Source organism: Rahnella sp. GSA61A (assembly GCF_019969905.1).
Classification (GTDB): domain Bacteria; phylum Pseudomonadota; class Gammaproteobacteria; order Enterobacterales; family Enterobacteriaceae; genus Rahnella; species Rahnella aceris.
In genome coordinates this window covers 175,830-202,060 of record NZ_JAHXYO010000004.1, presented here as the reverse complement: position 1 = coordinate 202,060, position 26,231 = coordinate 175,830, and the positions used below count along the sequence as shown (strand labels likewise).

Genomic DNA, 26,231 nt, shown 5'->3' with positions numbered 1-26,231 from the left:
TGATCAGTTTTTGTGTTAATGCCACCATTAGGAAATAAACGTTTCCTAATGGTGGCATTTTTTATGGCATTCCCTTCACCGAAGGATCGCGGTCGTCCGCGTGAATTCGATACTGAACTTGCACTGGATAACGCCATGACGGTATTTCGCGAAAAAGGCTTTCATGCGGCGTCCATCAGCGATCTGAGTCAGGCCATGAACCTTACTGCAGGCAGTATTTACAAAGCCTTCAGCGATAAAAGGACCCTGTTTCTCAACGTATTTGAACGTTACACCTCACGGCGAAATACCCAGTTACGCCAGCAAATTGAACGCATCTCCACCGGCCGCGAACGCATTGCCGAAGTGCTGCGCTTTTATCTGCGTTCTTCTCATGAAATTGAAGGCCGCCGCGGGTGTCTGGTCGTCGGCAGCACCGTCGAATTACTCACGCTGGATGAGGAACTCGCCGCACTGGTGCGTCAGGCTATTATGCGCAATAAATTGTTCCTGACCTCCCTCATTGAACAGGGCCAGCAAGACGGTTCTGTCACCCCGGATATCGATGCGCAGGCCGCGTCATCCCTGATGTTATGGATTGTTTTGGGCATGCGTGTCGCCGGTAAAGTCGAAAACAATCACGCCAGCGAAACCACGCTGGAACTGGCGCTTAAAATTCTCGATTAAAAATTTTTTCTCATTTAGGAAATGATTATTTCCTAAATATGACTATAACGGAGATTGGCTATGAACGAGATGACCCCTTCTGTTGTTGTTACTGCCGAACCCTTTGCAGTGGCTGACCCCACCCTTTGCGGTTTTACCCATCGCTACGCCACGGTCGAAGGCGTGAGGATGCATTACGTCAGCGGCGGTAATCCGCAAGGCAAAGTCTTGCTGTTGCTGGCGGGTTTTCCGCAAACCTGGTACGCATGGCGTAATGTGATGAACGCGCTGGCACAGGATTTCTGGCTGGTGGCACCAGACCTGCCCGGTCAGGGTGATTCGGACCGCCCGCAGACCGGTTACGACACACAAAGTCTGGCGCAGAAAATCCACGGGTTAATGCAGCTTCTCGGGCATAAGCGTTACTCGCTGGCAGCGCATGACGTCGGCGCGTGGGTCGCTTATCCCTGCGCGGCGATGTATGGCGAGGAAGTACAACACCTGGCGCTGCTGGATGCGGGGATCCCCGGAATCACCTTGCCGGACGTGCTGCCGGTCACACCGGACAAATCGTGGAAAACCTGGCATTTTGCCTTCCACACATTGCCTGATTTGCCTGAAGCGCTGATCGCCGGTAACGAACGTGTCTATCTCGACTGGTTTTTGCGCCGGAAAACCGCTGCGCCGGATGCCTTCACAGATGACGATATCAGCGAGTATCTGCGGGTGTTCCTCAAAAGCGGCGGCCTGCGCGCCGGGCTGGCGTATTATCGTTCGGTTACTGAATCTGCGGAACAGAACCGCACACTTAATCGTGCCGGAAAATTAAAAATGCCGGTACTGGCGGTCAGCGCCGATCAGGGTTCGATCCCGGACATGGCCGTTCCCCTGCGCGCTTTCGCTGAAAATGTCACCGGCATCATCATCCCTCACAGCGGCCATTTCATTCCGGAGGAACAACCGGAAGTCTTAGCCCGTCACCTGCATAGTTTCTTCACAATGTGAGATGAAGATTTGCTGAACTTTTTATGATAAACATAGAACTCGGATTGTTTGTTAATAATTTGTATTCACAATAATTGCCGGGCTAACGAGTTTTCAAAAACCACAGACACGGCATCTTTCATTTTTCAGGGATTTGTCATGTCTGCTGCTTCCGGTAATTCAGACTCACTGTTACGGCACCGCTCGTTTGTCGCTTTCTGGATCGCCCGTGCAGCGTCCAGCTTTGGTTTCCAGATGCTTTCCATCGTGGTGAGCTGGCAGATTTATTCGATCACCGGCCGGGCGTTTGATCTCGGGCTGATCGGGTTGGTGCAGTTTTTACCTTCCGTCGCGCTTGCGCTGGTGGCAGGCCACGTTGCCGATCAGTTTGACCGCCGCCGCGTGGTGCTGCTCGGGCAAATCGCCGAATGAGTGGCGATTGGCTCGCTGGCTTATCTGACGCTGACACATCACGTCAATGAAGTGGTCGTGCTCGGACTGATTTTCGTGATTTCGACTGCCAAAGCGATGGAAGCCCCTTCATTACAGTCGATGTTGCCCGCGCTGGTGCCACCGAATTTGCTGGCCCGCGCAATGGCCGCCACCAGCGTTTCCGGACAGGCCGCGTCGATGGTTGGCCCGGCGCTGGGTGGCTTTCTGTATGTCGCGGGCGCGGGTGTCGCATACGCCGTGTGCGCCTGTCTGTATCTGTTATCTATCGTAATGGTCAGCCGTTTACGCTATGAACAGGCACAGCCGCATCGTGTACCGGCAACCTTCAAAACGCTGTTCGCAGGCATTGGTTTTATCCGCGCCCGCCCGGACGTGCTGGGCGTGATTTCGCTCGACTTGTTCGCGGTTTTACTCGGTGGCGCAACCGCCCTGTTACCCATTTTCGCTCACGACATTCTGCATACCGGTCCGTGGGGATTAGGCTTGCTACGTGGCGCACCGGCGGTCGGCGGTCTGATCGTCGGGTTCTGGCTGAGCCACCGCGTACTCAACCGTAATGTCGGAAAAATCATGTTCGCCGCCGTCGCCGGTTTCGGTGCCGCCACACTGGTTTTCGCGTTTTCCACTTCGCTCTGGTTATCGATGCTGGCGCTGTTTGCTCTCGGCGGTTTCGATATGATCAGCATGGTGATCCGCGGTGCGCTGGTACAGCTTGATACACCGGATGACATGCGCGGTCGTGTCAGCGCCGTGAACTCCATCTTCATCAACACCTCGAATCAGCTCGGTGAATTTGAATCCGGTCTGCTGGCCGCCTGGGTTGGCGCAGTTCCCGCCGCAGCCATCGGCGGTGTCGGCACGCTGATCGTGGTCGGATTGTGGATGACCTGGTTCCCCGGCCTGCGAAAAAGGCAGAAGCTGGAAAATGAAGTCGTTGAAGCTTAATCGCATCACGACACGCAAATCAGCGCCGTCCCTCTCATGAGTGGACGGCTGGGATGGCGTTATGCGTTTTAACGAGTTGCTCTGACTGGAATAATTCAATAATCCCCAATATAATCAGCTCATTCATTCACCAACGTTATATAAGGAGGATTGCCATGCTGACCCGTGAAGTTTTTTTAATTTCACTCGTCCTTAGCGATCGTCACTGCTCAGGCATTTCCGGCACCGTGCCGCGATAACCTGCTTGAGCGAAGCTAACTGACAACCTGAGAACTTCCCTCCGGCTTACCGGTTATCGTCGGCTTTTCTGACGACAGGCATCTTTGTGCCTGAAAACCTGAGTAAGCATTCATGACGACTTTATTATCCGCACAATCTTTATCTTTCGATAACGCCTTCGGCCCGTTACTGGCTGAGATTTCCTTCGGCCTGAAAAAAGGCGACCGCATTGGTCTTATCGGCCATAACGGCTGCGGCAAAAGCACCTTGCTGAAAATCCTCAGCGGTGAACTGGCGGCCTCCTCCGGCACCGTGACACTGGCGAATCAATGCCTGATGGCGCGCGTCGAACAGCATCTTCCCGCAGAACTCAATGATTGTACCCTGCTGGAATCGGTGCTCGGTCATCTGCCCGGCAGCCTTCATCAGCCCGAACCCTGGCAGGCGCAGGTGCTGCTTTCGGACCTGGGTTTTGATGAAAATGCCTGGGAACTGACGGCGGGTACGCTCAGTGGCGGCCAGCATACCCGTCTGCTGCTGGCGCGGGCGCTGATCCACCAGCCGGATTTACTGCTGCTCGATGAGCCAAGCAATCATCTGGATCTGCCGACATTACTGTGGCTGGAGCAGTTTCTGAAAAACTGGGCGGGCAGCTTTGTACTGGTTTCCCATGACCGCAGTCTGCTGGACAGCGTAACCAACTCAACCTGGATCCTGCGCGATAAAACGCTGCAATTTATCCGCCTGCCTTGTACCCAGGCACGTCAGGCGCTGGAAGAAAAAGACATTGCCGACGCACTGCGTCGTAAAGCGGAGCAAAAGGAAATTGACCGCGTGACACTGAGCGCCAAACGGCTGGCCGTCTGGGGCAGCGTTTACGACAATGAGGGACTGGCGCGCAAGGCCAAGCAAATGGAAAAACACGTGGTGCGCATGAAGGAAGATCAAACTGACGTCACCGCAGGCAATCAGTGGAAACTTCGCCTGAACGGCGAAGCGCTGGCGGCGGATCGCGTGCTGGCGCTGGCTGATTTACAGGTGCGACCGGCGCCTGATGCCCCGGTGCTGTTCACCCTTGATGAAATGCGGGTGAAGAGCGGCGATCGTATCGCGCTGGTCGGGCGTAACGGTTGCGGTAAATCATCCCTTCTGCACAGTTTGTGGCAGGCGTTTATCTGCCCGGAAACGACGGTCAAAGGCGTGATTTTCCATCCGCGCGTGCGAATGGGTTATTACGATCAGAACCAACATCAATTGCAGGATAACGATTCGCTTTCTGATGCCCTGGCGCATTTTGCGCCGCTGACCGAAGAACAGCGAAAAATGGCGCTGATTGGCGCGGGATTTCCGTATATCCGTCATCAGCAAAAAGTGAGCACGCTCAGCGGTGGCGAACGTTCACGGCTGCTGTTTATCGGCCTGACGCTGGCGAACTATTCCCTTTTGTTACTTGATGAGCCGACCAACCATCTGGATCTGGAAGGTAAAGAGGAGCTGGCGGAAACGCTGAAAACCTTCAGCGGCGCAGTGCTGATGGTTTCCCATGACAGGACGCTGATCGAGCAAAGCTGCAACCGTTTCTGGCTGATAGACCAGCAGCGTCTGGAAGAATGGCATTCCCCCGCGCCGGTGTATGCGATTCTGGCAGGCGCGGTTCCTCCTGCCGACGCGCCGGTGTCGGACGTGAGGCTGGAAAGCGTGGTGATTCAGGAAACTGAAGAGGAACGCTTGCTGGCGACACTGATGGCGCTGGAAAACAAGCTGGAAGACGACCTGGCGCGCAAACCAAAGCATCAGAAACCGGAACTGCAACGCCAGTGGCAACAAAAGATTGATGAACTGAATGCGTTGCTGGATCTGCTTTAAAGACATATGTTAAGAAACTGTATATTGATTTTTACTTACACAACGCATTGCTGTTCCTGCCGGAGAAATTATGTTTAACGTTTTACGTGCTGAGCCTAAAACCACCTTCGAATACGGCCCGTTCCGTATCCGCCGCATGCGCCCCGGGAAAATTCTGCCCGAAAATAGCGATGATGCATTCGGACCGCTCAGTGTTATCGATCATGCCAACCTGGAACTGGGTACGCTGGTGAAAATGCATGAGCATAACAACGATGAAATCTTCAGCTATATGTGGCGCGGTTCGATGGTGCACGAAGATTCTGCCGGTCATCGGATATCGCTCTCACCGAAAAAGCTGATGATGATGAATGCCGGAGAAAGCTTCTGGCATGAAGAATCCACGCCGCTGGTGCCCGCCGAAATGTTGCAGATTTTCATTCGTCCGCGCAAAGCAAACCTCGAGAGTCGTGTGCAGTTCATGGAACGTCCGGACGGCGTAAAGCAAAACGAATGGACGCTGCTGGCCGCGCCGGAAGGGATTGAATCCCCATTGGAAATTCGTCAGGCAGTATATGTTTATGACATTCGCATGGATGAAAATACCACCACGGAAATTCCGGCACATCCGGGATTTGCACAGTGGTTGTATGTCATGGATGGCGAAATCAGCATTGCGGACGTCAGCCTGTCAAAAGGTGATGCGATCAGTGATGAGGAAAGTGCATTGCCTGCCGCCTCGGCAAAAAAAGAAACCACCCTGGTGTGTTTCCTCGTTTGTCTGGGTGCAGAAGCCATTCTGGAAGGGGCGATTAGCGGAAAGTAATTAAAATCTGGCAGTTAAAATATAAAAGCCCCAGTTGTTAAACCGGGGCTTTTAAGGTACTACCAAATTAATATTTAACATTCATCAACTTAATTACATATTACAACTTCTAAAGATGCACATATTTTCACAGGATATATTTTGAAGCCAGGTAACGCTATCCTCCTATAATTTTGTGGAATAACATCGGTATCCTGTTAATTTCACTTATACCGGTTTTCAGTCGGGATAAATGAGTACATCACCCTCGCGATATATACTCTTTGATGCGTGACCTTACTCTCGTCGCGATATTCTCGATTTCAGACTTAACGTACCCAAATCGCGAACATTACTCTGACTAACAAGGCGTTACATCATCGCGTTTTCTTCCACATCATGCGATTTTACAGCTTTACTGCATGGCCTTAAAGCATCATCTCACGGATTTTAAATGACAATCCGGTGTTGAATCACCCAAACTAAAATACTTCGTGGCCTTTATCGCATCTCATTACTTGCAAGTTTATCAACCTGCTAAATGCACCGCGAAATAAAATTTTCATCCCATTTCTCTCTGGTGCTGAGTTCTAATCTACTCGTTATAAATCGTGTGTCAACCCTGTATTTACGAACAGGTTTTTTAATCTATGCCATATTAGAAAACATAATGAAATCTGTGACCTATACCAAAGATATTGATAAGGCAAGTAACCAAAAAGTCGAATAAAAATAATCCTGCGTGCACATCTCCTGCCTCCCCGCCCCGCTGAACGTGATAACAACTACTTTTGTACCAGCAAGCTAGTTCAACAGTGTACATCAGTGCTTAAATCCACTATATTGCTGCGCTCATGGCCCTGACCGCAGCATAAACGCGCGATTTCCGGACAATTTTCATATCAAATCTTTTACAGCAATTCACTTAACGAATCGTGATAAAAGCCACGCGAGGATCCGCACTATGGCGACGCTTTCCGTGACCGCTCCGCAGCATTCTGTATTGGGTGGCGCAATGATTATCGGTGGAACTATCATCGGCGCAGGGATGTTTTCTTTGCCAGTGGTGATGTCCGGAGCCTGGTTTTTCTGGTCAGTTGCCGCATTGATTTTTACCTGGTTTTGTATGCTGCACTCAGGCCTGATGATCCTCGAAGCGAATCTTAACTATCCTGTAGGGTCGAGTTTTAATACCGTCACCGGCGATTTGCTGGGGAAAAACTGGAACCGGCTGAATGGCATGACCATCGCGTTCGTGCTGTATATCCTGACTTACGCTTATATTTCTGCCAGCGGTTCGGTTATTCAACATACGCTGCGCGAAATGGCAGTGAGCTTTTCTCCCCGCCTCGGCGGCCTGCTGACCGCACTGGCAGTTGCGTTTATTGTCTGGCTCAGCACCCGCGCCGTGAGTCGCATGACCGCAATTGTGCTGGGTGCCAAAATCATCGCCTTCTTCCTGACATTTGGCAGCTTACTGTGGCACATCAAACCGGTAAATTTGCTTAACAGCGTGGAGTTGAACCCGAGTTACACACCGTATGTGCTGGCGACGCTGCCGTTTTGTCTCGCCTCGTTTGGCTATCACGGTAACGTACCGAGCCTGATGAAATATTACGGCAAGAACCCGCAGATCATCAAAAGATGCCTGTTGCTGGGTACCCTTATGGCGTTCGGGCTGTATGTCATCTGGATGCTGGGCACGATGGGTAACATTCCACGCACGGCGTTTATTGGCATCGCCGAACGTGGTGGCAATATTGATGTGCTGGTGCAATCGCTGAGTCAGATCCTCAACAGTGCGGGGCTGGATTTGCTGCTGACCATTTTCTCCAACTTCGCCGTGGCCTGTTCATTCCTGGGCGTGACGCTCGGATTATTCGACTATCTGGCTGACCTTTTCAAATTCGACGACAGCCGTACCGGTCGATTTAAAACCGCACTGATCACCTTTGTGCCGCCGATCATTGGCGGTGTGATCTACCCGGATGGTTTTATTTACGCGATTGGTTTTGCCGGTCTCGCCGCCACGGTCTGGGCGGTGATTGTTCCGGCACTGATGGCACGGGCATCACGCCAGCGCTTCGGCAGCCCGCTCTACCGTGTATGGGGCGGCAATAAAATGATTGTGCTGGTGCTGTTGTTTGGCGTACTGAATGCGGTAGTGCACATTCTGTCGAGCATAAATTTACTGCCGGTATATCGTTAAATGATTTCCACCCGTTTTGTCCGTCGGACAGGGCTGGTGCATCAAAAGACATAGGGTATAGCAAAGACAGAGGTGAGGCAGGAAGGATTTCTGAAGGCAATCACATCACGCAGCCTGCTCTTTGCTTAATACAAACAGGCCGCGATCATAGAGAAGGTCGTTAACGTTACGCTTTATTCACTGAAACAATTTCTTTGATGAAGGTGAAGTTCGAATCGCCGTGATCAGTTTTGATCGTCGGGTAAATTCTTTCGCCTTTCTTCACAAAGCCAGTGACTTCATGGGTTGAGCCGTTCTTGACAGTAAAGCTATCGCCAACACTGATGGAACTTGCAACTTCGCTCATAACAATCCTTAACTCTTACTTCATTGAACTTCAATAAACCCGTGTGTTGCTGATCGATGGTAGGCTTTTATGCGGCAGGTAGCCAGCGGCGTCATCAGAATCGCTCAAAAAGGGAATACGGCGTCCTGACGCGCCGGTACTAAGTATTCGGTGCGGCCTGACGCGGCTTAATCGATTTGCGCAGTAAATTCGCCGTCAGCGCCAGCAGGAAAATGGCCGCCTGCACCAGAACGATTGTCGGCCCGGTCGCAGCATCAATATAGAAGCTGATAAAAGTGCCTGAGATGGCCGCAAAAAGTGACGTTGTCACGGAAACCACCAGCATCTTCGTCAACGTCTTACACAGCAGAAACGCCGTAATGCCCGGCGTAATCAGCATCGCCACCACCAGCACCACACCGACAGCCTGTAACGCTGCGACAATGGTCAGTGCCAGCATACACAACAACGCATAGTGATAAAAACGTACCGGCAGCCCGATGACTTTCGCCTGTACAGGATCAAAACAAAACAGCATCAGGTCTTTAAATTTGAGGATAATCGCCATCGTCACGACAGCGGCGATAATCAGGGTTTGCAACATTTCACTGTCGGTCACACCCAGCACGTTACCAAACAAAATGTGGCTGAGATGCTGCTCGGTATTCACCCGCGAGAACAGCACCAGACCACCGGCAAACATACCGGAGAAGACGATCCCCATTACCGAATCTTCTTTCACCCGGCAATGTTCTTTGATGAAACCCGTCGCGACCGCGCAAAACAGGCCGGAACCGAACGCGCCAATCACCAGCGGAATTCCTGCCAGATAGGCCAGCACTACGCCCGGAAGGACCGCATGAGAAATGGCGTCCCCCATCAGCGACCAGCCTTTGAGTACCAGAAAACAGGAAAACATTGCGCAGACGATACTGGTGGCCGCAGCGGTCAGCAGAGCACGTTGCATAAAATCGAAGCTCAGCGGCTCCATCAGCACATCAAACCAGGACATCATGCGCGGCTCCGGTTTTTAATGCGGAAATGATTCACCAGCCAGCCATGTTTCGGCGCGAACAAGAACGCCAGCAGGAAGACGGTGGTTTGCAGACAAACAATCACCCCGCCGGTTGCACCATCGAGGAAATAACTCAGCCATGCCCCCGCTGCACTGGTCACTGCACCGATGATCACAGAAATAATGAGCAGATGTGAAAAACGGTCTGACAGCAGATAGGCCGTTGCGCCGGGTGTGATGACCATTGCGATCACTAAAATTGCGCCGACAGTTTGTAACGCCGCTACGCTGCACGCGCTGAAAATAGTGAAGAAAATCACTTTCAGCCACAGCGGCGAAAGGCCGACCGAAACCGCATGCGCTTCGTCGAAAAATACCGCCAGCAGGTCACGCCAGATAAGACACAGCACCAGCAGCGAAACGCCGACAATAATTTGTACCTGTAAAATATCGGCGTCATCAATCCCTAAAATATTGCCGAACAGAATCGACTGCACGTTAACGGATGTCGGGTTAAGCGACACCAGTAACAGGCCAAGGGCAAAGAACGTGGAGAACACGAAACCGATAATCGCGTCTTCCCGCAGTTTGGTGAAGTGACGCAACAGTGTCATGCAAAGTGCGGCCAGAATACCGGTCCCGAATGCGCCGATCGCGTAGGGAAAGCCCAGCGCGTAAGCGCCCGCGACACCGGGCACTACCGAATGCGACAACGCATCGCCCATCAGTGACCAGCCTTTGAGCATCAGATACGCCGATAAAAAGGCACACACTGCACCGACCCCCGCACTCACCCAGATGGCTTTCACCATATAGTTGTACTGAAACGGCTCCAGCAACAGTTCGGTCATACCGCCCGCCTCACCGGTTCTTGTGGCACCAGATAGCCGATATTACGCAGCGCACCGCCAAAGGTATTTTCAAGATTCTGATGGGTAAAGGTGGTTTCCAGCGGACCGGAAGCCATCACCGTGCGGTTAATCAGCACCACGCGATCACAAAAATCGGGCACGCTGGCGATGTTGTGCGTCGACACCAGAATCAGATGTCCTTCCTCGCGCAGTTGTCGCAGCAATTCGATAATAGCGTTTTCAGTTTTGATATCCACGCCGGTAAACGGCTCATCAAGCAACATCACCCGCCCTTGTTGTGCCAGCGCACGCGCCAGGAAAACGCGTTTTTTCTGACCGCCGGAAAGCTCTCCAATCTGGCGGTGGGCCAGCTCCGTCAGCCCAACACGCGCCAGCGCGGAAGCAACTTGTTTTTTATCTTCCTGTGAGGGAATGCGCAGAAACGACATTTTGCCATAGCGCCCCATCATCACCACATCCCGCACCAGCACCGGGAAATTCCAGTCCACCTCTTCCGACTGCGGCACATACGCGATCAGATTTTGTTTCAGTGCTTTGGCGACATTGAGGCCATCAAGTGTCACCCGCCCGTGCGTCGGACGGATAATCCCCATAATGGTTTTAAACAGCGTGGATTTACCGCTGCCGTTCACGCCCAGCAGTGCGCAAATCGAGCCGCCGTGCAGCGTGAACGAGGCATTCTCAATCGCGGTATGCCCGTTGTTGTAGGTCACCGAAATATCATCAACCTTGAGATGCAGCCTGGTGTCACTCATTGTCCGAACCCTTCTGCGATGGTACTCACCGTGACTTTCAGCAAATCAATGTAAGTCGGCACCGGCCCGTCAGCGGCAGACAGTGAATCGACATACAACACGCCGCCATATTTCGCGCCCGTCTCTTTACTGACCTGCTTCGCCGGTTTGTCCGAGATTGTGCTTTCGCTGAATACCACCGGGATATTTTGCTGACGCACCAGATCGATGATTTTTTTCACCTGCTGCGGCGTACCCTGTTCTTCCGCGTTGATCGGCCACAGGTAGGCTTCTTTCAATCCATAATCTTTCGCCAGATAACTGAACGCGCCTTCGCTGGTCACCAGCCAGCGCTGTCCTTCCGGGATTTTCGCCAGACGCTCACGCAACGGCGCATCGAGCAGGCTGATTTTTTCGGCATAATTTTTAGCATTGCGGTCATAAACGGCGGCGTTTTCAGGGTCATATTTCACCAGCGCGGCGCGGATATTTTCGACGTAAACCAGCGCATTTTTCGCGGACATCCAGGCATGAGGGTTTGGATTACCGACATACGGTCCTTCCTGAATAGGCAGAGGCGCGATGCCGTCCGTCACTGTCGCAGAAGGCACATTCCTGATGTTGGCAAAAAAACGACCAAACCAGCGTTCAAGGTTAAAACCGTTCCACAAAATGAGATCCGCCGACTGGGTTTTCACGATGTCGCGCGGCGTCGGCTGGTAATCATGAATTTCTGCGCCGGGTTTGGTGATGGATTCTACCGTCGCCGCATCACCGGCAACGTTCTGCGCGATATCCTGGATCACTGTGAAAGTGGTGACGACTTTAAACTTCTTTTTGTCTTTTTCGGCCGCCTGCGCGTTTCCGGTGATCAGCGCCACGATCATCCCGACCAGCATCAGTCGCAAACGAAACGGCGAATAGCTGAATAATTTTAAAATGCTTTGTCCTTTTTCCATCAAATCTCTCCTGTCACTCTGCGCATTAACCGGCGGTTTATTATTCAGGTATAGCACAGGCTATACTCCATAGCCAAGGCAAAGTTTTCAGAAATTGGTAGATGTGTGTACTTGGTTTACAATGCGTGAGTTGCCGTGGTGTACGCGGCAACGGTAAAAACCGTTGAGCAAGAAAGAGGCAGGCGTAGTGAAAGAAAAAAAAATAAATCCATTACTGGATGTGGAAGAACACGCTCAGGGTTTTTTACAGGTGCGCGAGGCACATCGCCGGGAATTAATGGACGATTACGTTGAGCTGATTTCAGACTTAATCCACGAATTTGGCGAAGCGCGTCAGGTCGATTTGGCCGCGCGGCTGGGGGTTTCTCAGCCTACCGTCGCAAAAACGCTCAAACGACTGGCCAATGCCGGGCTGGTTCATCAGTTACCCTATCGCGGAACCTTCCTTACGCCTGAAGGTGAGCGGCTGGCAGCGGAAAACCGCGAGCGTCATAACGTCGTAGAAGCGTTCTTTATTGCCCTTGGGATCAGCCCCGAAACCGCGCGCCTCGATGCAGAAGGTGTTGAGCATCACGTCAGCGATGAAACGCTTGAAGCGTTCAGACGCTTTACGGCAGAGAAAAAATCCTGATTTAACGCCGCATCTCATCCGCCGCCGGGTTGGTTTTTTAACAGAACCGGGCGGTTTTCCCCGATATTCCCACGCCCTCTCCGATGTTCGTAAAGTAATCTTTTCCCGTGAATTTTTTGCTCACAATTGCTGGCGTTACCTTGTCAGATTCACCCTGATCTCCCGCCAACCTTTTCCCACACTTGGGCGTATCGTTACGCTCAGGAATGGTGGCATTTAAGCCATTCCCTGTATCCGATCATTGCGCGTCGAGGTTGTTATGAAAAGGTTGTTGTTGATGCTGACCGCTGGCGTGCTGATGTCTGCCAGCTTTGCATCGTTTGCCTATGGCTATTACGGGCATGGTTATTATGGTCACGGCTACTATCACGGTGGATACGGTGGACCGCGCATTATCGTCGGCATCCCCTGGGGACCACCACCGCCTCCGGTGTATTACGGGCCGCCGCCGGTGATCTACGTTACACCAGCACAACCGCAGACATATGTTGAGAAAACTCCTGACTATGCCTATTACTGCCAGAATCCTGCGGGCTACTATCCGCATGTGCAGCGCTGTCCGCGCGGCTGGATGAAGGTGGTTGTAGGTGATTCCGCACCGCGTTAACAGGCGATAATTTCATGAACAGGTTCACTCCGCTGGCGGTTATCGCCCTGACTGCAGCGCTTTCCGGCTGCGTTTCTCCTCCCACCCGGCCCGATGTGATGGTGTTACCCGGCACCGGTAAGGATTATCAGCAATTCCGTATGGATGAAATGGCCTGCCGGAATGACGCCTACAACAGTGTTAACGGCGGCGCACAAACAGCCAACAATAACGCAATCAATACCGCCGCGGCAGGCACCGTTGTAGGTGCAGCGGCGGGTGCGCTGCTAGGCGCGGCGTCTCATCAGGCCGGAGCGGGCGCGCTGGTTGGCGCAGGCAGTGGTTTGTTGATTGGCAGCGCGATGGGCAGTAACGGCGCAGGTGCCAGCAGCGGTAATTTGCAGGATCAATACGATACCGTCTACACCCAGTGCATGTATGCCAAAGGCAATAAAGTGCCGGTCGATGCCAGCTATGGTTACAGTGCGCAACCTCAGGCACAGTCAGAGGTGCCACCGGACTACTATCCGGCCCCGCCGGAAAACAACGATGTTCCTCCGGATTACGTACCTTAAGTTTTTGCACAATTAAAAAGGCTGCCCGTTCTCTGGCAGCCTTTTGTTTCAGTTCACTTTTCTTCAGTCTTTCGTCGTTCAGGCAAACGGCGCACGGTCATTAAGCACATCATCGATAATGTTCAGCACACCCTCATCACTGTTTGATGGTGCCGTGTATTTTGCGGCAGCTTTGGCCGCTGCCGAGGCGTTGTCCATCGCAAAACCAAATCCGCAATAGCTGAGCATTTCGAGATCATTTCCGCTATCACCGAAGGCCAGCACTTCCTCATCCCGGATACCGTAGATTTTCTGGATTTTTTGCAGGCCGCAGGCTTTGTGATTTCCGCTGATGATCAGATCAACCGAACCGTGCCCGCTGGTAACCGGCGCAACAATATTGCCCAGATGGCGGGTAATTTCGCCCATAAGCGGATAGACGTCATCCTCCCTATAGCTAAGCGCGAATTTGAAAATCGTGTCGTTGATTTCGGCATAATCGCTCACTTTGCTCAGGCGGTGATAGTAACGACGCATCCGGCTGATAAAGGCTTCATCGGTGCCGTTCAGTACATACGCGCCCTTTCTGCCGCAAACGATGGTGTTAATGCCCGGTGTCCGGCTGATCCAGTGCAGTACGTCAGCGACCTGTTCAGGTTCGAGTTTGCCGCAATAAACTTCTTCTTTTTTGTCGACGACATAACCCCCACCTTCCGCCACATAGGCAATCTGTTCATCGATGTCATCGAAGAAAGATTTAAGCTGGTAATACTGATTACCGCTGGCCACCACAAATTTGATATCGCGCGCCAGCAGTTGCTGATATTGCTCGCGAAAACGGATTTTATTGTATTCATGTTGCGGGTTCAGAAAGGTTCCATCCATGTCTACGGCAATAAGTTTTACGGCCATCACAGCTCCTTGCAGGGTCGGATTTTTATCATTAACAGTAAAAGAAGGCTGACGGGGTTGAGGTGCCAGCGGGCAAATTTGCTACTCAGTTATAAAACCTTGATCTTTGAAAACAATCAATACTTCAGTTTGTATGCGCCAAACGTGATGATAAGAAACGCGGCAGCTACCGCCGAAAATGCCACATATAAACTGGATAAATGGGCGATAAAGCCAATGACTGCCGGGCCACCGAGCACACCGAGATACCCAAGTGTGGCAACCATCGCCACAGACATATTCACCGGCATCACTTTCTCCTGGCCTGCGAGGGTAATCAGTACTGGTACGATATTGGCCGCACCGATACCGACCAGCGCAAACCCGCATAACGGCAGGATCCAGCCCGGTAACAGCACCACCATCAGGTAACCGGCGATCCCCAGCACACCGCCCACCACCAGAATTCTTTTGCGTCCCAGCGCGCTGACAATGGCATCGCCGGTCAGGCGCATCAGCGACATTGCGACAGCAAACACCGCAAAGCCCCAGCCTGCATGTTCCAGCGCCAGCCCGCGCTCACGAGTCAGAAATACGCCACCCCAGTCGAGCACCGCACCTTCAGCCATAAAACAGATCATCGCCATCACGGCCATCAGCGCGAGGCGAAAATTCGGCCTCGCTTTAGGTTTGCCCTCAGCCCCGTCTTCCTCATGCGCGCCAAACGGTAACATGCCGCGGAAAGACCAGGCAGTCACGATGACAACCAGCGCCACGGCAAAAAACGTGCTGCCGAGCGGCGAAATACCGGCACTGAGCAGTAACGCGCCGCCACCGGCCCCGGCAATACCGCCGACGCTCCACAGGCAATGAAAGCCAGACATCAGCGGTTTATCCGCTGCCTGTTCAACCAGCGTTCCCTGCACATTGACCGCAACATCAGCCAGACCAATTCCCATGCCGAAAATAAACAGACTCAGCGCCAGCAACCCGATATCACTGAACACCGCCAGCAACGGCAACATCAGGCAATACAACACCACGGCGGCCACAATCACCGCCCGGCAACCGAACCGGCCAATAATCCGACCGGAACCCAGCATCGACAACAGTGACCCCGCGCCCAGGCACAGCAACAGTAATCCGAGATCACCCGCTTCGGAATGCGTACGCAACTGCGCGTAAGGTACCAGCGCCGCCCACAACCCCATCGCCATGCCGGTAACAAAAAATATAGCCCGCGTGGCGACACGTCGGGCAGGACTTCCGGCATGCGCGTTTACACTTTCCATTTCAGATGACAGTGACATCAGGTTCCCCCGGCAGAAAATTAATTATTAAAAGACTTTTAATAAGTGGCGAGTATAGAGGTGAGGACAAAAAAAAGTCAATACGGATTACTCGCCGAAAGCGACGTGCAGATTGTAATTATGCAGGGTCAGTTCGGTGATGCCTTGCAGATAATCCTTACGCATGGAGGGGCGGTAAGTCAGTTCAGGCATATGTTGCGCGGGAATATACTGCTGGCAGAGTGCCGTCAGTTGCGGGATCAGCGCTTCGCTGATTTTAGGGCCGGAGAGTGCAATGGTGACCGGGTTGATAATCGCCGTCAGCGAGACAATCACTTTTGCCATCTCCTCCGCCACCGGCAGCGTGTTCAGATGCTCAAACGGCAGGTTGGAAACTTCACCGGCAAACTGGCTTGCGCCCTGTAATACCTGTCCGTTAATCACCATCCCGCATCCGAGACAAGGGACATCCGGCTTAAATACATAGGCAACCGGCGCAGTGACGCCGGCACAACTGCTGCGGTAAAAACCCCAGGCGGTATAGTTCATGTCGTTATCGACTTGCACGTACAGGCCAAAACGGTCACGCAGTTGTTGTTCGATAGCAACACCGGCAAACACCGTGATATCGCAGGTCGCGACGGTGCCTTTCACCACCACACCCGGCAATCCAACGCCCAGCGCTTTAATATTCGGGTAATTTGCCAGCAGCGATTCAATCTGCTGATAAAACGTTGCCAGCATCAGCGGCAAAAAACGAACTTCGCCCTGAGCCAGGCTTTCACCCGTGGCTGAATTCACCGACCAGATAATCTGCGCCGCCGCGTCACTGCCCTGTGCATACAAACTCAGTACGGAGAAGAAGTCCGGGTTATATGCATAGCGCTGCGCCGGACGCCCGCCACGAGAAACTTCCAGTTCCAGCGCCAGTACCTCATGGCGCAGACTCAGTTCATTAAGCACCGCACCACATGTCGCAATGCTCAGCCCGGTAGCAACCGCTAAATCTGCTTTTGTTGCCGACCCCAGTGATTTCAATGCATTAGTGACGAGCACAACATTGTTGATCTTCATTTCACGGGTGGTACGGTTGAGCGGAGTGAACATGTTGCCTCGGGGAATACGGGTAAGAATGAGGGCTAATTTAGCACAAAGTGGAATAATGCTCCGGTTGTCTGACGACAAAAGTCTGCACGCAATGCCATAACCGGCTATAAAAAGTGTTCAGTTTCAATGGAGGCACCCATGATTTCACACATCTGTATCGGCGTTAACGACTTTGAGCGCGCCTACAAATTTTATGCCACGGTGATGGCTGAACTGGGGCATATCCTGAAGTTTTGTGACGATGAAAAACCCTGGGCGGCGTGGATGGCACCTGATGCACCGCGCCCGTTATTTTTGATTGGCAAACCTCTTGATGGCGATACTGCCAGCGCCGGTAACGGCCAGATGGTGGCATTGCTGGCAAAAACACGTCAAACGGTTGATCGGATCTATGAATACGCTATCGCCAATGGCGCAAGGGACGAAGGCCAGCCGGGATTACGTCCGCATTATCATGCGGATTATTACGGCACGTATTTCCGCGACGCCGATGGCAATAAACTGTGTATTTGTTGTCATGAACCGCAGGTCTGAAGCCCTTTCCGCATTATTCGACGTTTTGCACAAGTCTGCCGAGTTCAGTCTCGGCTTCCCCTTCGTGATATCCGTCAGTAAAGCAGGCTCCGGTCACGGGTTCGCTGAGATCCGGGAAGTGATAGACCGCATTCACGCACGACGGACCGCCGCCTGAGTGACCTGCCGAGCGTCCGGCTTTTCCCATTGCGCCGCTCATCAGCCCGAGCGCGTAACCGCATTCGGTCCACGGTCGCCCTTCAAGGGCACCGCCGAGCGGGTATGTCACCCGCATGTCAGCCAGCGACGCCGGGCTGAGGAGTTTGCCGGTGAATAAACCGTGCAACAGTCTGGCGGCGTCCCGCACATTGCCTGCCAGACAACCGTGATACACCCAGCCCGGATCGTACTTTCCGGCGGCTTCACAGTGAAGTTGCGCGAACTCTTCGCGCGTGGTGGCAAGAGAAATGCTGGTGAGCCCGAGCGGTGTGGTGGTGATGTCTGCCACCAGTTGCGCAAAACTCTGTCCGGACGCGGCTTCAATCTGCTCGCGTGCCAGCATGTAGCCGACATTGGAATAGGACCAGCCTTCACCGGGTGCAAACAACATGCCTTTGGCTAAGGCGGCATTGAGTAATTTTTGGCGCTCCCAGGGTTGCTCACCGGCAGCGACAGCGTCGTGATAGATTTTCAGCGAGCCGTAATCCGGCAATCCGGCGGTGTGGTTGAGCAGCTGCCGCAGTGTATAAGCCGCGCCGTCAATGCGGCTGTCGGGCTGCAAAACGCCACGTTCACTGAGCTTCAGCGCGCAAATCGCTATCGTGGTTTTGGTGAAACTCCAGTAAGGAAAACGAGCCTCGAAATCCCCTTGCCCCCTTTCTTCCCCTGAGGCTGAAATACAATAAGAATGGAATTGATGCATGACTAACCTCATCGCATGAAAGAAAACGGGCAAGGCCGAAGAATAGCTGATAACAGACTGCTCTGAGTTCCCGGAATGCGCATTCATCTCTCACCGGAGATCGGGTATATTGGTACGCAGATCACAAAAATCCCTTAAAGGAAGACGTCGCACTATGAGTTATCGTTTCACCCTGGCTGCCGTAGCAGCCGTTTTAGCCCTGACAGGATGTGCAAAATCGAAAACCGCCGACCAGGCACCGGCTTTCGATTTTGGCTCCACGCGGGTGACCGTAACGCACGTCCCGACCAAAACCGACGACGGCACCAAGCTGTATGTGACCATTGATGGCAAAGATGCCGGTGCGCTGGGGATTGGCGAGAGTATGGAGTTACAACTTCCGGAGGGCAAACATAAAGTCGGCGGCTATGCCCGTTCACTTGTTGGCCGCGTGACCATATCCCCTGTCGAAGTGGCCACTTCGCGCGATGTGATCAGTCATGTAACCTATTCGGTTGCGAACCTCAAACCGACATTCCTTGTTCGCGCATCAACGCCGGTTCCGAAACCGAAGTCAGAATCAATTCCGGCAGAACCCGTTCCGAGCATTCCGAGCATGCCAGCACAAATTGAAGATCCTGCCGCAGCTGAACAGACGCAAACTGTAGCGCCTGCCGCGCCGGTAGCAACTCAGCAAACGCAGACTGCCACACCTGCCGCGCCGGTAACGACCCAGCAAACGCAGACTGTAACACCTGCCGCGCCGGTAACGACTCCGCAAACGCAAACTGCAACACCGGTAACCACGCAGGGGACGCAGACGCCGAACATCACCGAACTGACGCCCGTCACTCAGTCGCCAGCATCACAAGCGACGCAGGATTCAGCAGCGTCTGTTATCACAGATTTAACCTCCTCCGCTCCGCAAACTTAATCCGCCTTTACCGCTGGTGCCTGATGCACCGGCGGTTGACCTGTGGCCTTCCTCAGAATTTCACCACCGCACCCAGCTCAATCACCCGGTTTGGTGGAATATGATAATGTTCCGGCGCACGCAGAGAATTTCGCTGCAATACCTGAAATAGTTTTCCGCGTGCCTTCAGGTACCACGGGCGCGGCTCGCCGAGAATAAAGGTGTCGCGCGACATAAAAAATGAGGTTTCATTCATGTTGCTTTGCAGCCCTTCCAGCCCGCAACGATAAAGGATATCCGTCACATTCGGCTTTTCCCGCCAGCCATAACGGGCGATAACCCGCCAGAATGCCGGTGAAAGCTGTTCGATAATCACCCGCTGTACGTTATGCACATACGGCACATCCTCGGTGACGATAGTCAGTAACACCACGCGCTCATGCAATATCTTGTTGTGCTTGAGGTTATGCAACAACACCAGCGGCACTTCATATTGCCCGCGCGACATCACCACGGCCGTTCCCGGCACCCGTTGTGGCGGCGCTTTTTCAAGCGAGGTAATCAGAGCCTCCAGCGCTTCCGGATCCTGACGCAAGCGGCGCAGCAACCGCGAACGTTCCGTTTTCCAGGTCAGCATGATCACCAGAATGGTCAGCCCGATTGCCACTGGCAACCAGCCGCCCGAGAAAATTTTGCTCAGGTTGGCGGCAAACAACGGTACATCAATCAGCAACATGGCCGTGATCACCAGGCCGCCAGCCCAGCTTTTCCATCCCCAGTTTTTAATCATCACAATGCCGATCAGTACAGACGTGATCACCATCGTACCGGTGACCACAATACCGTACGCCGAGGCCAGATTACTGGAATGTTTGAAGCTGACGATCGCAATCAGCACGGCAAAATACAGCAGCCAGTTGACGACCGGAATGTAGATTTGCCCCGACTCCACATCGGAGGTGTAAATAATGCGCATCGGCGGCAAATAGCCCATACGCACGGCCTGACGTGTCAGAGAGAACACACCGGAAATTACCGCCTGCGAAGCAATGACCGTCGCCAGCGTGGCCAGCACCAGCAGCGGAACCAGCGCCCAGTCAGGTGCCAGCAGGAAAAACGGATTCTTAATGGCCGCAGGCTGGCTGAGTAACAACGCGCCCTGCCCGAAATAATTCATCACCAGCGAAGGCCCGACCAGCACAAACCAGGCGATGCGGATGGGTTTCTTACCAAAATGCCCCATATCTGCATATAGCGCTTCGCCACCGGTGACTGAAAGTACCACCATACCGAGTGCGAAAAACGACACGGTTTTGAATTCCACAAAGAAATGCACCGCCCAGTAAGGGTTGAGCGCCTGTAATACGTCAGGATTACGTACGATGCCGCCGATGCCCAGCGCGCCAATCGTGATAAACCATACCACCATCACCGGGGCGAAAATTTTCCCCACGCTACCGGTGCCGTTCTTCTGAATAAAAAACAGCAGCGTCAGAACAGCAATAGAAAACGGAATGATAAAGCGGTCGAGCGATGGCTCGATAATTTCCAGCCCTTCAATCGCCGAAAGCACCGAGATGGCAGGCGTGATAACGCCGTCACCATAGAAGAAGCTGCCGCCGACCAGGCCGATAAACATAATGAACGGGATCCAGCGCGGATTCAGATTGCGGATAGCCAGCGCCATCAGAGTGAGAATGCCGCCCTCCCCGTCGTTATCAGCCCGCATGACGAAACTGATGTATTTAACGGAAACGACCAGCATGAGAAGCCAGAAAATCAATGACAGAAAGCCGAACAGCGCGCTTTGCGTCACGGCGATGCCCGCCTGTCCGGTCAGGCATTCACGCAGGGTATACAACGGGCTGGTACCGATGTCGCCATAGACAACACCGATACAGGCCACGGTCACAGTAAGCAGCGATGATTTATTTTTAGTTTGCTTCATGAGTGGCTTCACAATTTCCGGGGCGACGTTGGTCGTCCCACAGAAAGAGTATAGATACACTCGTACGCCATCGGGTATAGATGAACGCTTTATTATTCAAGGCTAACTTTTGACATTAAGGGCATGATAGTCATGCGTAAAGCGAACCGGTTTAAGGGGGCTTACACATGACGCTCATCTCTGTAAAGGAGATCTTTAACGAGAAATGTCAATAACCGGAACGCCAGGATTACATTTTTTCATCCGTTCAACTAACTTGTACAACCTTTCGTTAATCCCTAGGGTCGCTTCCCGAGTCGGACGTATAGTCTTAGGTGCTACAAAAATCCCCGCTATTTTAATGTCACGCGTCGGAGGTAATCCCTGATAAGTATTAATATCCGGACGACCAATAAGCAGGATCTCATTATGCCATTGGTAATTAGTGTTCTTGAGTATCTTTTGGGGTGGCTGAATTTGATTGTAACCACCGGGAGCAATGATTTCTTTCTTTTTAGATCTGCCCGCAAAAATATTGTCAGCAAGGGCAAAACGGTTATAGACCATACCATTACTGACACCCGCATGATTAGGGAACCATACATCACCGCTGAATGTTCCCATTATATTTTGCACCGGCACATCGAGAATAAAGCCTGCTTCGAAAAATAATCCTGATTGCGACCTGACCGTGAGTCCGGCCCCCAGCCGGAAACCGGCCAGCACGTTATCCAGATCAATGAATGAACTTGAAATAATATCCCAGGTTTTAAAAACATCTCTGCCCGGTTTCATGAGCAGTGGTGTATTCACATAGTTAGCAGAAACCGTGTGAATCAGCAGTTGTCTTTTTTTATCACGAGCGTCCCATTTCTTCAACGCTTTGACTTTATCTGCATCGGGAGACTTTAACTGTTTTTTACCGAACATAATGTAACTCCATTACATAATTACTATTAATAAATTCTTCAGATAGGCTTTTCAAATAAATACATAAAATAGATTGAATTTAACGCTTCGATTCTTTGTGAGACCTGCTTTAATAATGCCGAATTAGACTGATCGGTATTTTCATTTTGCTGACTGAGTTGCCAGAGTAGGGTTTCAGCGGGCACACCATTGCGCTGCAGGTCCTGCCGTATCTGATATACCGCTGTTTTCAATTCTGACACGGTCATATATTGGCTGTGTTTCTTTTCAGCGTTCAGCAACCGGGCTTCAAGCTCATCAAGATGTTTATTAGCAAGCACTAAACCGTCCAGCGCCGGAATATCTCCCGCCTTTTCATCTACTGTGCGCCGCCATTGAGCACTGTACTGATTTCCCGGATAGGCTTTTTCCAGATGATCAGACAATATTTCACCCTGACGCAGCAATACATCAGAGGGTTGTTCGCTCAGCCATGTCAGCACCGGCGCCGCCTGCGCTAACACTGCCTCTTTTTGCGCATTCAGATCGGCTTCAGGCGCTTTGTTCCAGGCGTCATTTATTTGACGCTCACTGTGTTGCAATGTCAGTAACGGGACGCTCAACTTTTCACTAAAACTCAACGTCTGTGATGAGAACCAGAACGCCGCAGCGACGGCGCAAACCGCTATGCCAGCAGCCATTCCACCGAGCCCCCACAATAACGGGCGCGGGTGATGTGTCTCAGCAAGCTGGATTTCAACCGGTTCTACATCAGGTACGATGTCAGTCAGCAGTGCAGCGACATTTTTCTCACTCAATACCTGAGGAGTCTTATCTACGGGCTCACGTATCGCTTTCGTCACTTTGGCGTGGACCGGATACGGCACGGAACGACAGCGAACCTGCAGGAAATAATGCAGATTGTTCAGCGAGTCATGGCTGCGTGATTGCAGGTTTTTGGACTGTGTGCACAGCACGCCGATACTTCTTTCTACCTGTCGCATTTCCGCGCTGTTTTCCGGCCCGTACTCCAGCGTATAAATATGCGTCGCCACATTGGCATTGAACCAGTCGATCAACTGCTGTCGCTGCTGAACGGCGGCCACCGGCGGCCAGCAGCGCTGGCTGTTGTGGGTAAATGCCGTCGAAAGCAGATCGAGTGCCAGCGCCAGCCCTTTCCAGCTCTTAAGCCGCAGATTGATAAGACAAAACCACATGCCACTCTGCAGGTCGTAGCCATATTCATGGAACAGCTGAAAACACCGTTCTTCCAGCGCATTCCAGTCCAGTCTGGCGGGAATGGTGCCATTCAGCGGGCTTAGCTCACTGCTCAGCAACAGAAAGGATTTGCTGAGCCTCGGATCGTGCCCGTTAATTTTCAGTGCGCGCAAATTCACCCGGTTTTTCATGGTTATCCTTTTCCTGTCACTCAGACGGGTTGTTTCGCGGCAGAGCGTTTGGTCGCTGACTGTTTCGTCAGAGTGAGCTGATCTTTACTGACACCAACCTGCAGGCGGATATCGGCTTTGCTTTCGACCGCCAGCAGACGGTCGGTCAGCAACGGCAGCAGTTCCCGATTCAGGACGGCATCAATTTCGCGCGCCCCGCTTTGTTCGACCTGACAGCGGCTGGCCATGAACTCCACCACTTTTTCGCTGTAGCTCAGGGAGGAATTACCTTCACCGGCACCGCTAAAGCGTTTGCACACTTTATCGATTTTGAGACGGATGATTTTTGCCAGTGTTTCGCCCACGACCGGCAGATAAGGGATCAGCTGTAAACGTCCCATCAGCGCCGGACGGAAGTACTGATCGAATTCAGGCCGCAGGAGTGCTGTCAACGCTTTCTGATCCGTATTTCCGGCGGCACAGGCGGTCATCACGCGATCGCTGGCCAGATTGCTGGTCAGAATAATCAGGGTATTGCGGAAATTGATCAGTTGGCCTTCAGCGTCTTCCATCACGCCTTTATCAAATACCTGATAGAAAATCTCCATCACATCCGGATGGGCTTTCTCAACTTCATCGAGCAGCACCACGCTGTATGGACGACGACGCACCGCCTCGGTCAGCACACCGCCCTGCCCATAACCCACATACCCGGGCGGGGAACCTTTCAGGCCTGATACAGAATGTGCTTCCTGATATTCGGACATATTGATGGTAATTAAACTTTGCTCGCCACCGAAAAGCAGCTCAGACAAGGCCAGCGCCGTTTCTGTTTTCCCAACTCCGGAGGGCCCGGCCAGCATAAAGACGCCGGTCGGCTTAACCGGATCCGCCAGATTGGCGCGCCCGATGCGGATTTGCTGCGCAATGTCCGCTAATGCGTGGGATTGCCCGATCACCCGGCTTTCCAGACGTGCAACCAGATCGCCAAGCTGTTGCTGCTCTTTTTCCATCATCCGGCCCAGCGGAATACCGGTCCAGCCAGCAATCACATCTGCGACACAGGTCGCATCCACGCAGTCATACACCAGAGCTTGATCTTTATGCATCTCAGCCAGTTGCACACGCAATGCGGCAATCTGCGCCACATCCTCAATACTATTAATTTGCGCCACGATCTGCTGTTGCTGACGCCAGACCGGCAGCAGTGCCTCCAGACTTTGCTTCAGTTCGCTTTCACGCTGGTCCAGCCATTTCACCCGGGAGGGATTCTCGCCCTCTTTCAGGAGACTTTCCCGCTCAGTGTGAATGTTGCTGATCATCGCATTAAGATCTTCGATCTCTTTGGGCTCATGGCACTGTGAAATCGCCACCCGAGCGCAGGCGGTGTCCAGCAAGCTGATGGATTTGTCCGGCAACTGGCGGCCAGAAATATAGCGGCTGGAGAGGCGAACAGCGGCCACAAGCGCGCTTTCGAGGATTTGCACGCCATGATGTTTACTGAGAGCCGGTTTCAGGGATCGCAGCATGGCGATGGCGGTCTCTTCATCAGGCTCCGCCACTTTGATCACCTGAAAACGTCGTGCCAGGGCAGCATCTTTCTCAAAATATTTTTTGTATTCAGCCCAGGTGGTGGCTGCCACCACGCGCATTTCCCCACGAGCCAGCGCTGGTTTAAGCAGGTTAGCAGCGTCGTTCTGACCGGCCTGACCACCCGCGCCAATCAGTGTATGCGCCTCATCAATGAACAGAATGACCGGAGACGGGTATTCTTTCACTTCACGCAACAGGGTTTGCAGGCGGTTTTCAAATTCGCCTTTCACGCTGGCACCGGCCTGAAGCAACCCCATATCCAGCGACAGAATCTCCATTGACTTCAACGCTTCCGGTACAGTGCCATCCGCAATGCGTTGTGCCAGCCCTTCAACCAGCGCGGTTTTCCCCACTCCCGGTTCACCGGTCAGCACCGGGTTGTTCTGACGGCGGCGTAATAGCACGTCGATCAATTGACGAATTTCAGGCTCGCGACCCAGCGCGGGATCCAGTGCCGCATCACGCGCCTGTTCAGTCAGGTTACGGGTAAATTTCATCACCGCAGAATCCGTATTGTGGCGGGTTGCAGCAGGATGATTCGTGGCCTGTGCCGGTGCGCAGGCATCGTGCAGCAACCGGTCAGCGCGATCAGCCTGACACAGCAGCGCCTGCTGTAAGGCTGACGACAGGTGAATCTGATTGTCTTTTTCACTGGCAATCAGGCTACCCAGAAAAGCCTGTACCGGCAGTTGTGTTTGCTGCCAGCAGGCACTGGCGTGCAACCAGGATTTCTCCAGGTGTTCGACCAGCAGCTCCGATAATACCGGGCTACGCGTATTGCCGCTGCGCAGGTGGTTGAGACTGACTTTCAGCGCATCGACTAACGCATCACCCCGCAATCCGGCATTCAGACAGAGTTGCTCAATCAGCGCAGGCTGACGGGTCACCAGTGCGAGCAGTAAATGCTCGATGTCCACTTCGTGATGCGTACGGCTGACGGCCAGACTGATCGCGGCATCAAGGCACTCACGTGCCTCGACATTCATTTTCTCTACAATTTTCTTCAGGTAGTTACCCAT

General features: G+C 52.8%; 23 protein-coding genes and 1 pseudogene. 11 read left to right on the top strand and 13 right to left on the bottom strand.

Annotation, left to right across the window (positions count from 1 at the left end):
- Positions 1–63 precede the first annotated feature (63 nt).
- The 6 genes and pseudogenes from LC431_RS07375 to mtr all read left to right on the top strand — a co-directional run bounded on the left by LC431_RS07375 (position 64) and on the right by mtr (position 8,105).
- Positions 64–666 carry a TetR/AcrR family transcriptional regulator gene (locus tag LC431_RS07375; protein ID WP_223509562.1) on the top strand — a complete coding sequence of 201 codons (603 nt, stop codon included), beginning with the start codon at positions 64–66 and terminating at the stop codon, positions 664–666.
- 60 nt (positions 667–726) lie between these two features.
- Positions 727–1,650: an alpha/beta fold hydrolase gene (locus LC431_RS07370; RefSeq protein WP_013578277.1), complete on the top strand. Its 924-nt coding sequence runs from the start codon at positions 727–729 to the stop codon at positions 1,648–1,650.
- A gap of 138 nt (positions 1,651–1,788) precedes the next feature.
- Positions 1,789–3,027: pseudogene (locus LC431_RS07365) on the top strand (MFS transporter).
- A gap of 351 nt (positions 3,028–3,378) precedes the next feature.
- Complete coding sequence (locus LC431_RS07360; protein WP_112151387.1) at positions 3,379–5,112, top strand: ABC-F family ATP-binding cassette domain-containing protein; 1,734 nt, start codon at positions 3,379–3,381, stop codon at positions 5,110–5,112.
- A 70-nt stretch (positions 5,113–5,182) separates the two neighbouring features.
- Positions 5,183–5,917 carry a pirin family protein gene (locus LC431_RS07355; protein WP_014416696.1) on the top strand — a complete coding sequence of 245 codons (735 nt, stop codon included), beginning with the start codon at positions 5,183–5,185 and terminating at the stop codon, positions 5,915–5,917.
- A gap of 943 nt (positions 5,918–6,860) precedes the next feature.
- Positions 6,861–8,105, top strand: a complete 1,245-nt coding sequence (gene mtr / locus LC431_RS07350; RefSeq protein ID WP_153375292.1) for a tryptophan permease — start codon at positions 6,861–6,863, stop codon at positions 8,103–8,105.
- 166 nt (positions 8,106–8,271) lie between these two features.
- On the opposite strand, the gene LC431_RS07345 is transcribed toward mtr, so the two are convergent.
- The 5 genes from LC431_RS07345 to LC431_RS07325 form a co-directional block, all read right to left on the bottom strand.
- Positions 8,272–8,451, bottom strand: coding sequence for a hypothetical protein (locus LC431_RS07345; RefSeq protein WP_013578204.1), 180 nt, complete (start codon positions 8,449–8,451; stop codon positions 8,272–8,274).
- A 139-nt stretch (positions 8,452–8,590) separates the two neighbouring features.
- On the bottom strand, positions 8,591–9,445 hold the full coding sequence (locus LC431_RS07340; RefSeq protein WP_119262296.1) for a metal ABC transporter permease: 855 nt from the start codon (positions 9,443–9,445) through the stop codon (positions 8,591–8,593).
- Positions 9,442–10,296 (bottom strand): metal ABC transporter permease, encoded by an 855-nt coding sequence (locus tag LC431_RS07335; RefSeq protein WP_013578202.1) that lies wholly within the window; start codon positions 10,294–10,296, stop codon positions 9,442–9,444. Before LC431_RS07335 ends, LC431_RS07340 begins: the two co-directional genes overlap by 4 nt.
- Positions 10,293–11,072, bottom strand: a complete 780-nt coding sequence (locus LC431_RS07330; RefSeq protein WP_037032910.1) for an ATP-binding cassette domain-containing protein — start codon at positions 11,070–11,072, stop codon at positions 10,293–10,295. Before LC431_RS07330 ends, LC431_RS07335 begins: the two co-directional genes overlap by 4 nt.
- On the bottom strand, positions 11,069–11,950 hold the full coding sequence (locus LC431_RS07325) for a metal ABC transporter substrate-binding protein (protein WP_370447456.1): 882 nt from the start codon (positions 11,948–11,950) through the stop codon (positions 11,069–11,071). The genes LC431_RS07330 and LC431_RS07325 overlap by 4 nt, the downstream gene beginning before the upstream one ends.
- A gap of 247 nt (positions 11,951–12,197) precedes the next feature.
- Between LC431_RS07325 and mntR the strand changes: the two genes are divergently transcribed.
- The 3 genes from mntR to LC431_RS07310 all read left to right on the top strand — a co-directional run bounded on the left by mntR (position 12,198) and on the right by LC431_RS07310 (position 13,802).
- Positions 12,198–12,641 (top strand): manganese-binding transcriptional regulator MntR, encoded by a 444-nt coding sequence (gene mntR, locus LC431_RS07320; protein ID WP_013578199.1) that lies wholly within the window; start codon positions 12,198–12,200, stop codon positions 12,639–12,641.
- 259 nt (positions 12,642–12,900) lie between these two features.
- Positions 12,901–13,248, top strand: a complete 348-nt coding sequence (locus tag LC431_RS07315) for a hypothetical protein (protein WP_112151585.1) — start codon at positions 12,901–12,903, stop codon at positions 13,246–13,248.
- A 14-nt stretch (positions 13,249–13,262) separates the two neighbouring features.
- Complete coding sequence (locus LC431_RS07310; RefSeq protein ID WP_223509561.1) at positions 13,263–13,802, top strand: glycine zipper family protein; 540 nt, start codon at positions 13,263–13,265, stop codon at positions 13,800–13,802.
- Between the two features lie 78 nt (positions 13,803–13,880).
- Here the strand turns inward: LC431_RS07310 and LC431_RS07305 are convergent, their stop codons facing one another.
- From LC431_RS07305 to LC431_RS07295, 3 genes are all read right to left on the bottom strand, one after another.
- The gene (locus LC431_RS07305; protein WP_112151392.1) at positions 13,881–14,693 is read right to left on the bottom strand and encodes a Cof-type HAD-IIB family hydrolase; all 813 of its coding nucleotides are present in this window, start codon (positions 14,691–14,693) and stop codon (positions 13,881–13,883) included.
- A 116-nt stretch (positions 14,694–14,809) separates the two neighbouring features.
- The gene (locus tag LC431_RS07300; RefSeq protein WP_112151393.1) at positions 14,810–15,982 is read right to left on the bottom strand and encodes an MFS transporter; all 1,173 of its coding nucleotides are present in this window, start codon (positions 15,980–15,982) and stop codon (positions 14,810–14,812) included.
- An 87-nt stretch (positions 15,983–16,069) separates the two neighbouring features.
- Positions 16,070–17,068: an ROK family protein gene (locus LC431_RS07295; RefSeq protein WP_119262299.1), complete on the bottom strand. Its 999-nt coding sequence runs from the start codon at positions 17,066–17,068 to the stop codon at positions 16,070–16,072.
- 138 nt (positions 17,069–17,206) lie between these two features.
- On the opposite strand from LC431_RS07295, the gene LC431_RS07290 reads away from it, so the two are divergent.
- Positions 17,207–17,602: a VOC family protein gene (locus LC431_RS07290; RefSeq protein WP_223509560.1), complete on the top strand. Its 396-nt coding sequence runs from the start codon at positions 17,207–17,209 to the stop codon at positions 17,600–17,602.
- Positions 17,603–17,615: 13 nt separating this feature from the next.
- Here LC431_RS07290 and LC431_RS07285 read toward each other — a convergent pair whose 3' ends face one another.
- Entirely contained in the window at positions 17,616–18,503 is an 888-nt protein-coding gene (locus tag LC431_RS07285) for a serine hydrolase (RefSeq protein WP_223509559.1), read from the bottom strand.
- A 154-nt stretch (positions 18,504–18,657) separates the two neighbouring features.
- Between LC431_RS07285 and LC431_RS07280 the strand changes: the two genes are divergently transcribed.
- Complete coding sequence (locus tag LC431_RS07280) at positions 18,658–19,416, top strand: hypothetical protein (RefSeq protein ID WP_112151396.1); 759 nt, start codon at positions 18,658–18,660, stop codon at positions 19,414–19,416.
- A 52-nt stretch (positions 19,417–19,468) separates the two neighbouring features.
- Here LC431_RS07280 and kup read toward each other — a convergent pair whose 3' ends face one another.
- From kup to tssH, 4 genes are all read right to left on the bottom strand, one after another.
- Complete coding sequence (gene kup, locus LC431_RS07275; RefSeq protein WP_013578190.1) at positions 19,469–21,343, bottom strand: low affinity potassium transporter Kup; 1,875 nt, start codon at positions 21,341–21,343, stop codon at positions 19,469–19,471.
- 195 nt (positions 21,344–21,538) lie between these two features.
- On the bottom strand, positions 21,539–22,252 hold the full coding sequence (locus LC431_RS07270) for a hypothetical protein (protein ID WP_013578189.1): 714 nt from the start codon (positions 22,250–22,252) through the stop codon (positions 21,539–21,541).
- 38 nt (positions 22,253–22,290) lie between these two features.
- Complete coding sequence (locus LC431_RS07265; protein ID WP_112151397.1) at positions 22,291–23,640, bottom strand: VasL domain-containing protein; 1,350 nt, start codon at positions 23,638–23,640, stop codon at positions 22,291–22,293.
- A gap of 20 nt (positions 23,641–23,660) precedes the next feature.
- Complete coding sequence (tssH, locus tag LC431_RS07260; protein ID WP_223509557.1) at positions 23,661–26,231, bottom strand: type VI secretion system ATPase TssH; 2,571 nt, start codon at positions 26,229–26,231, stop codon at positions 23,661–23,663.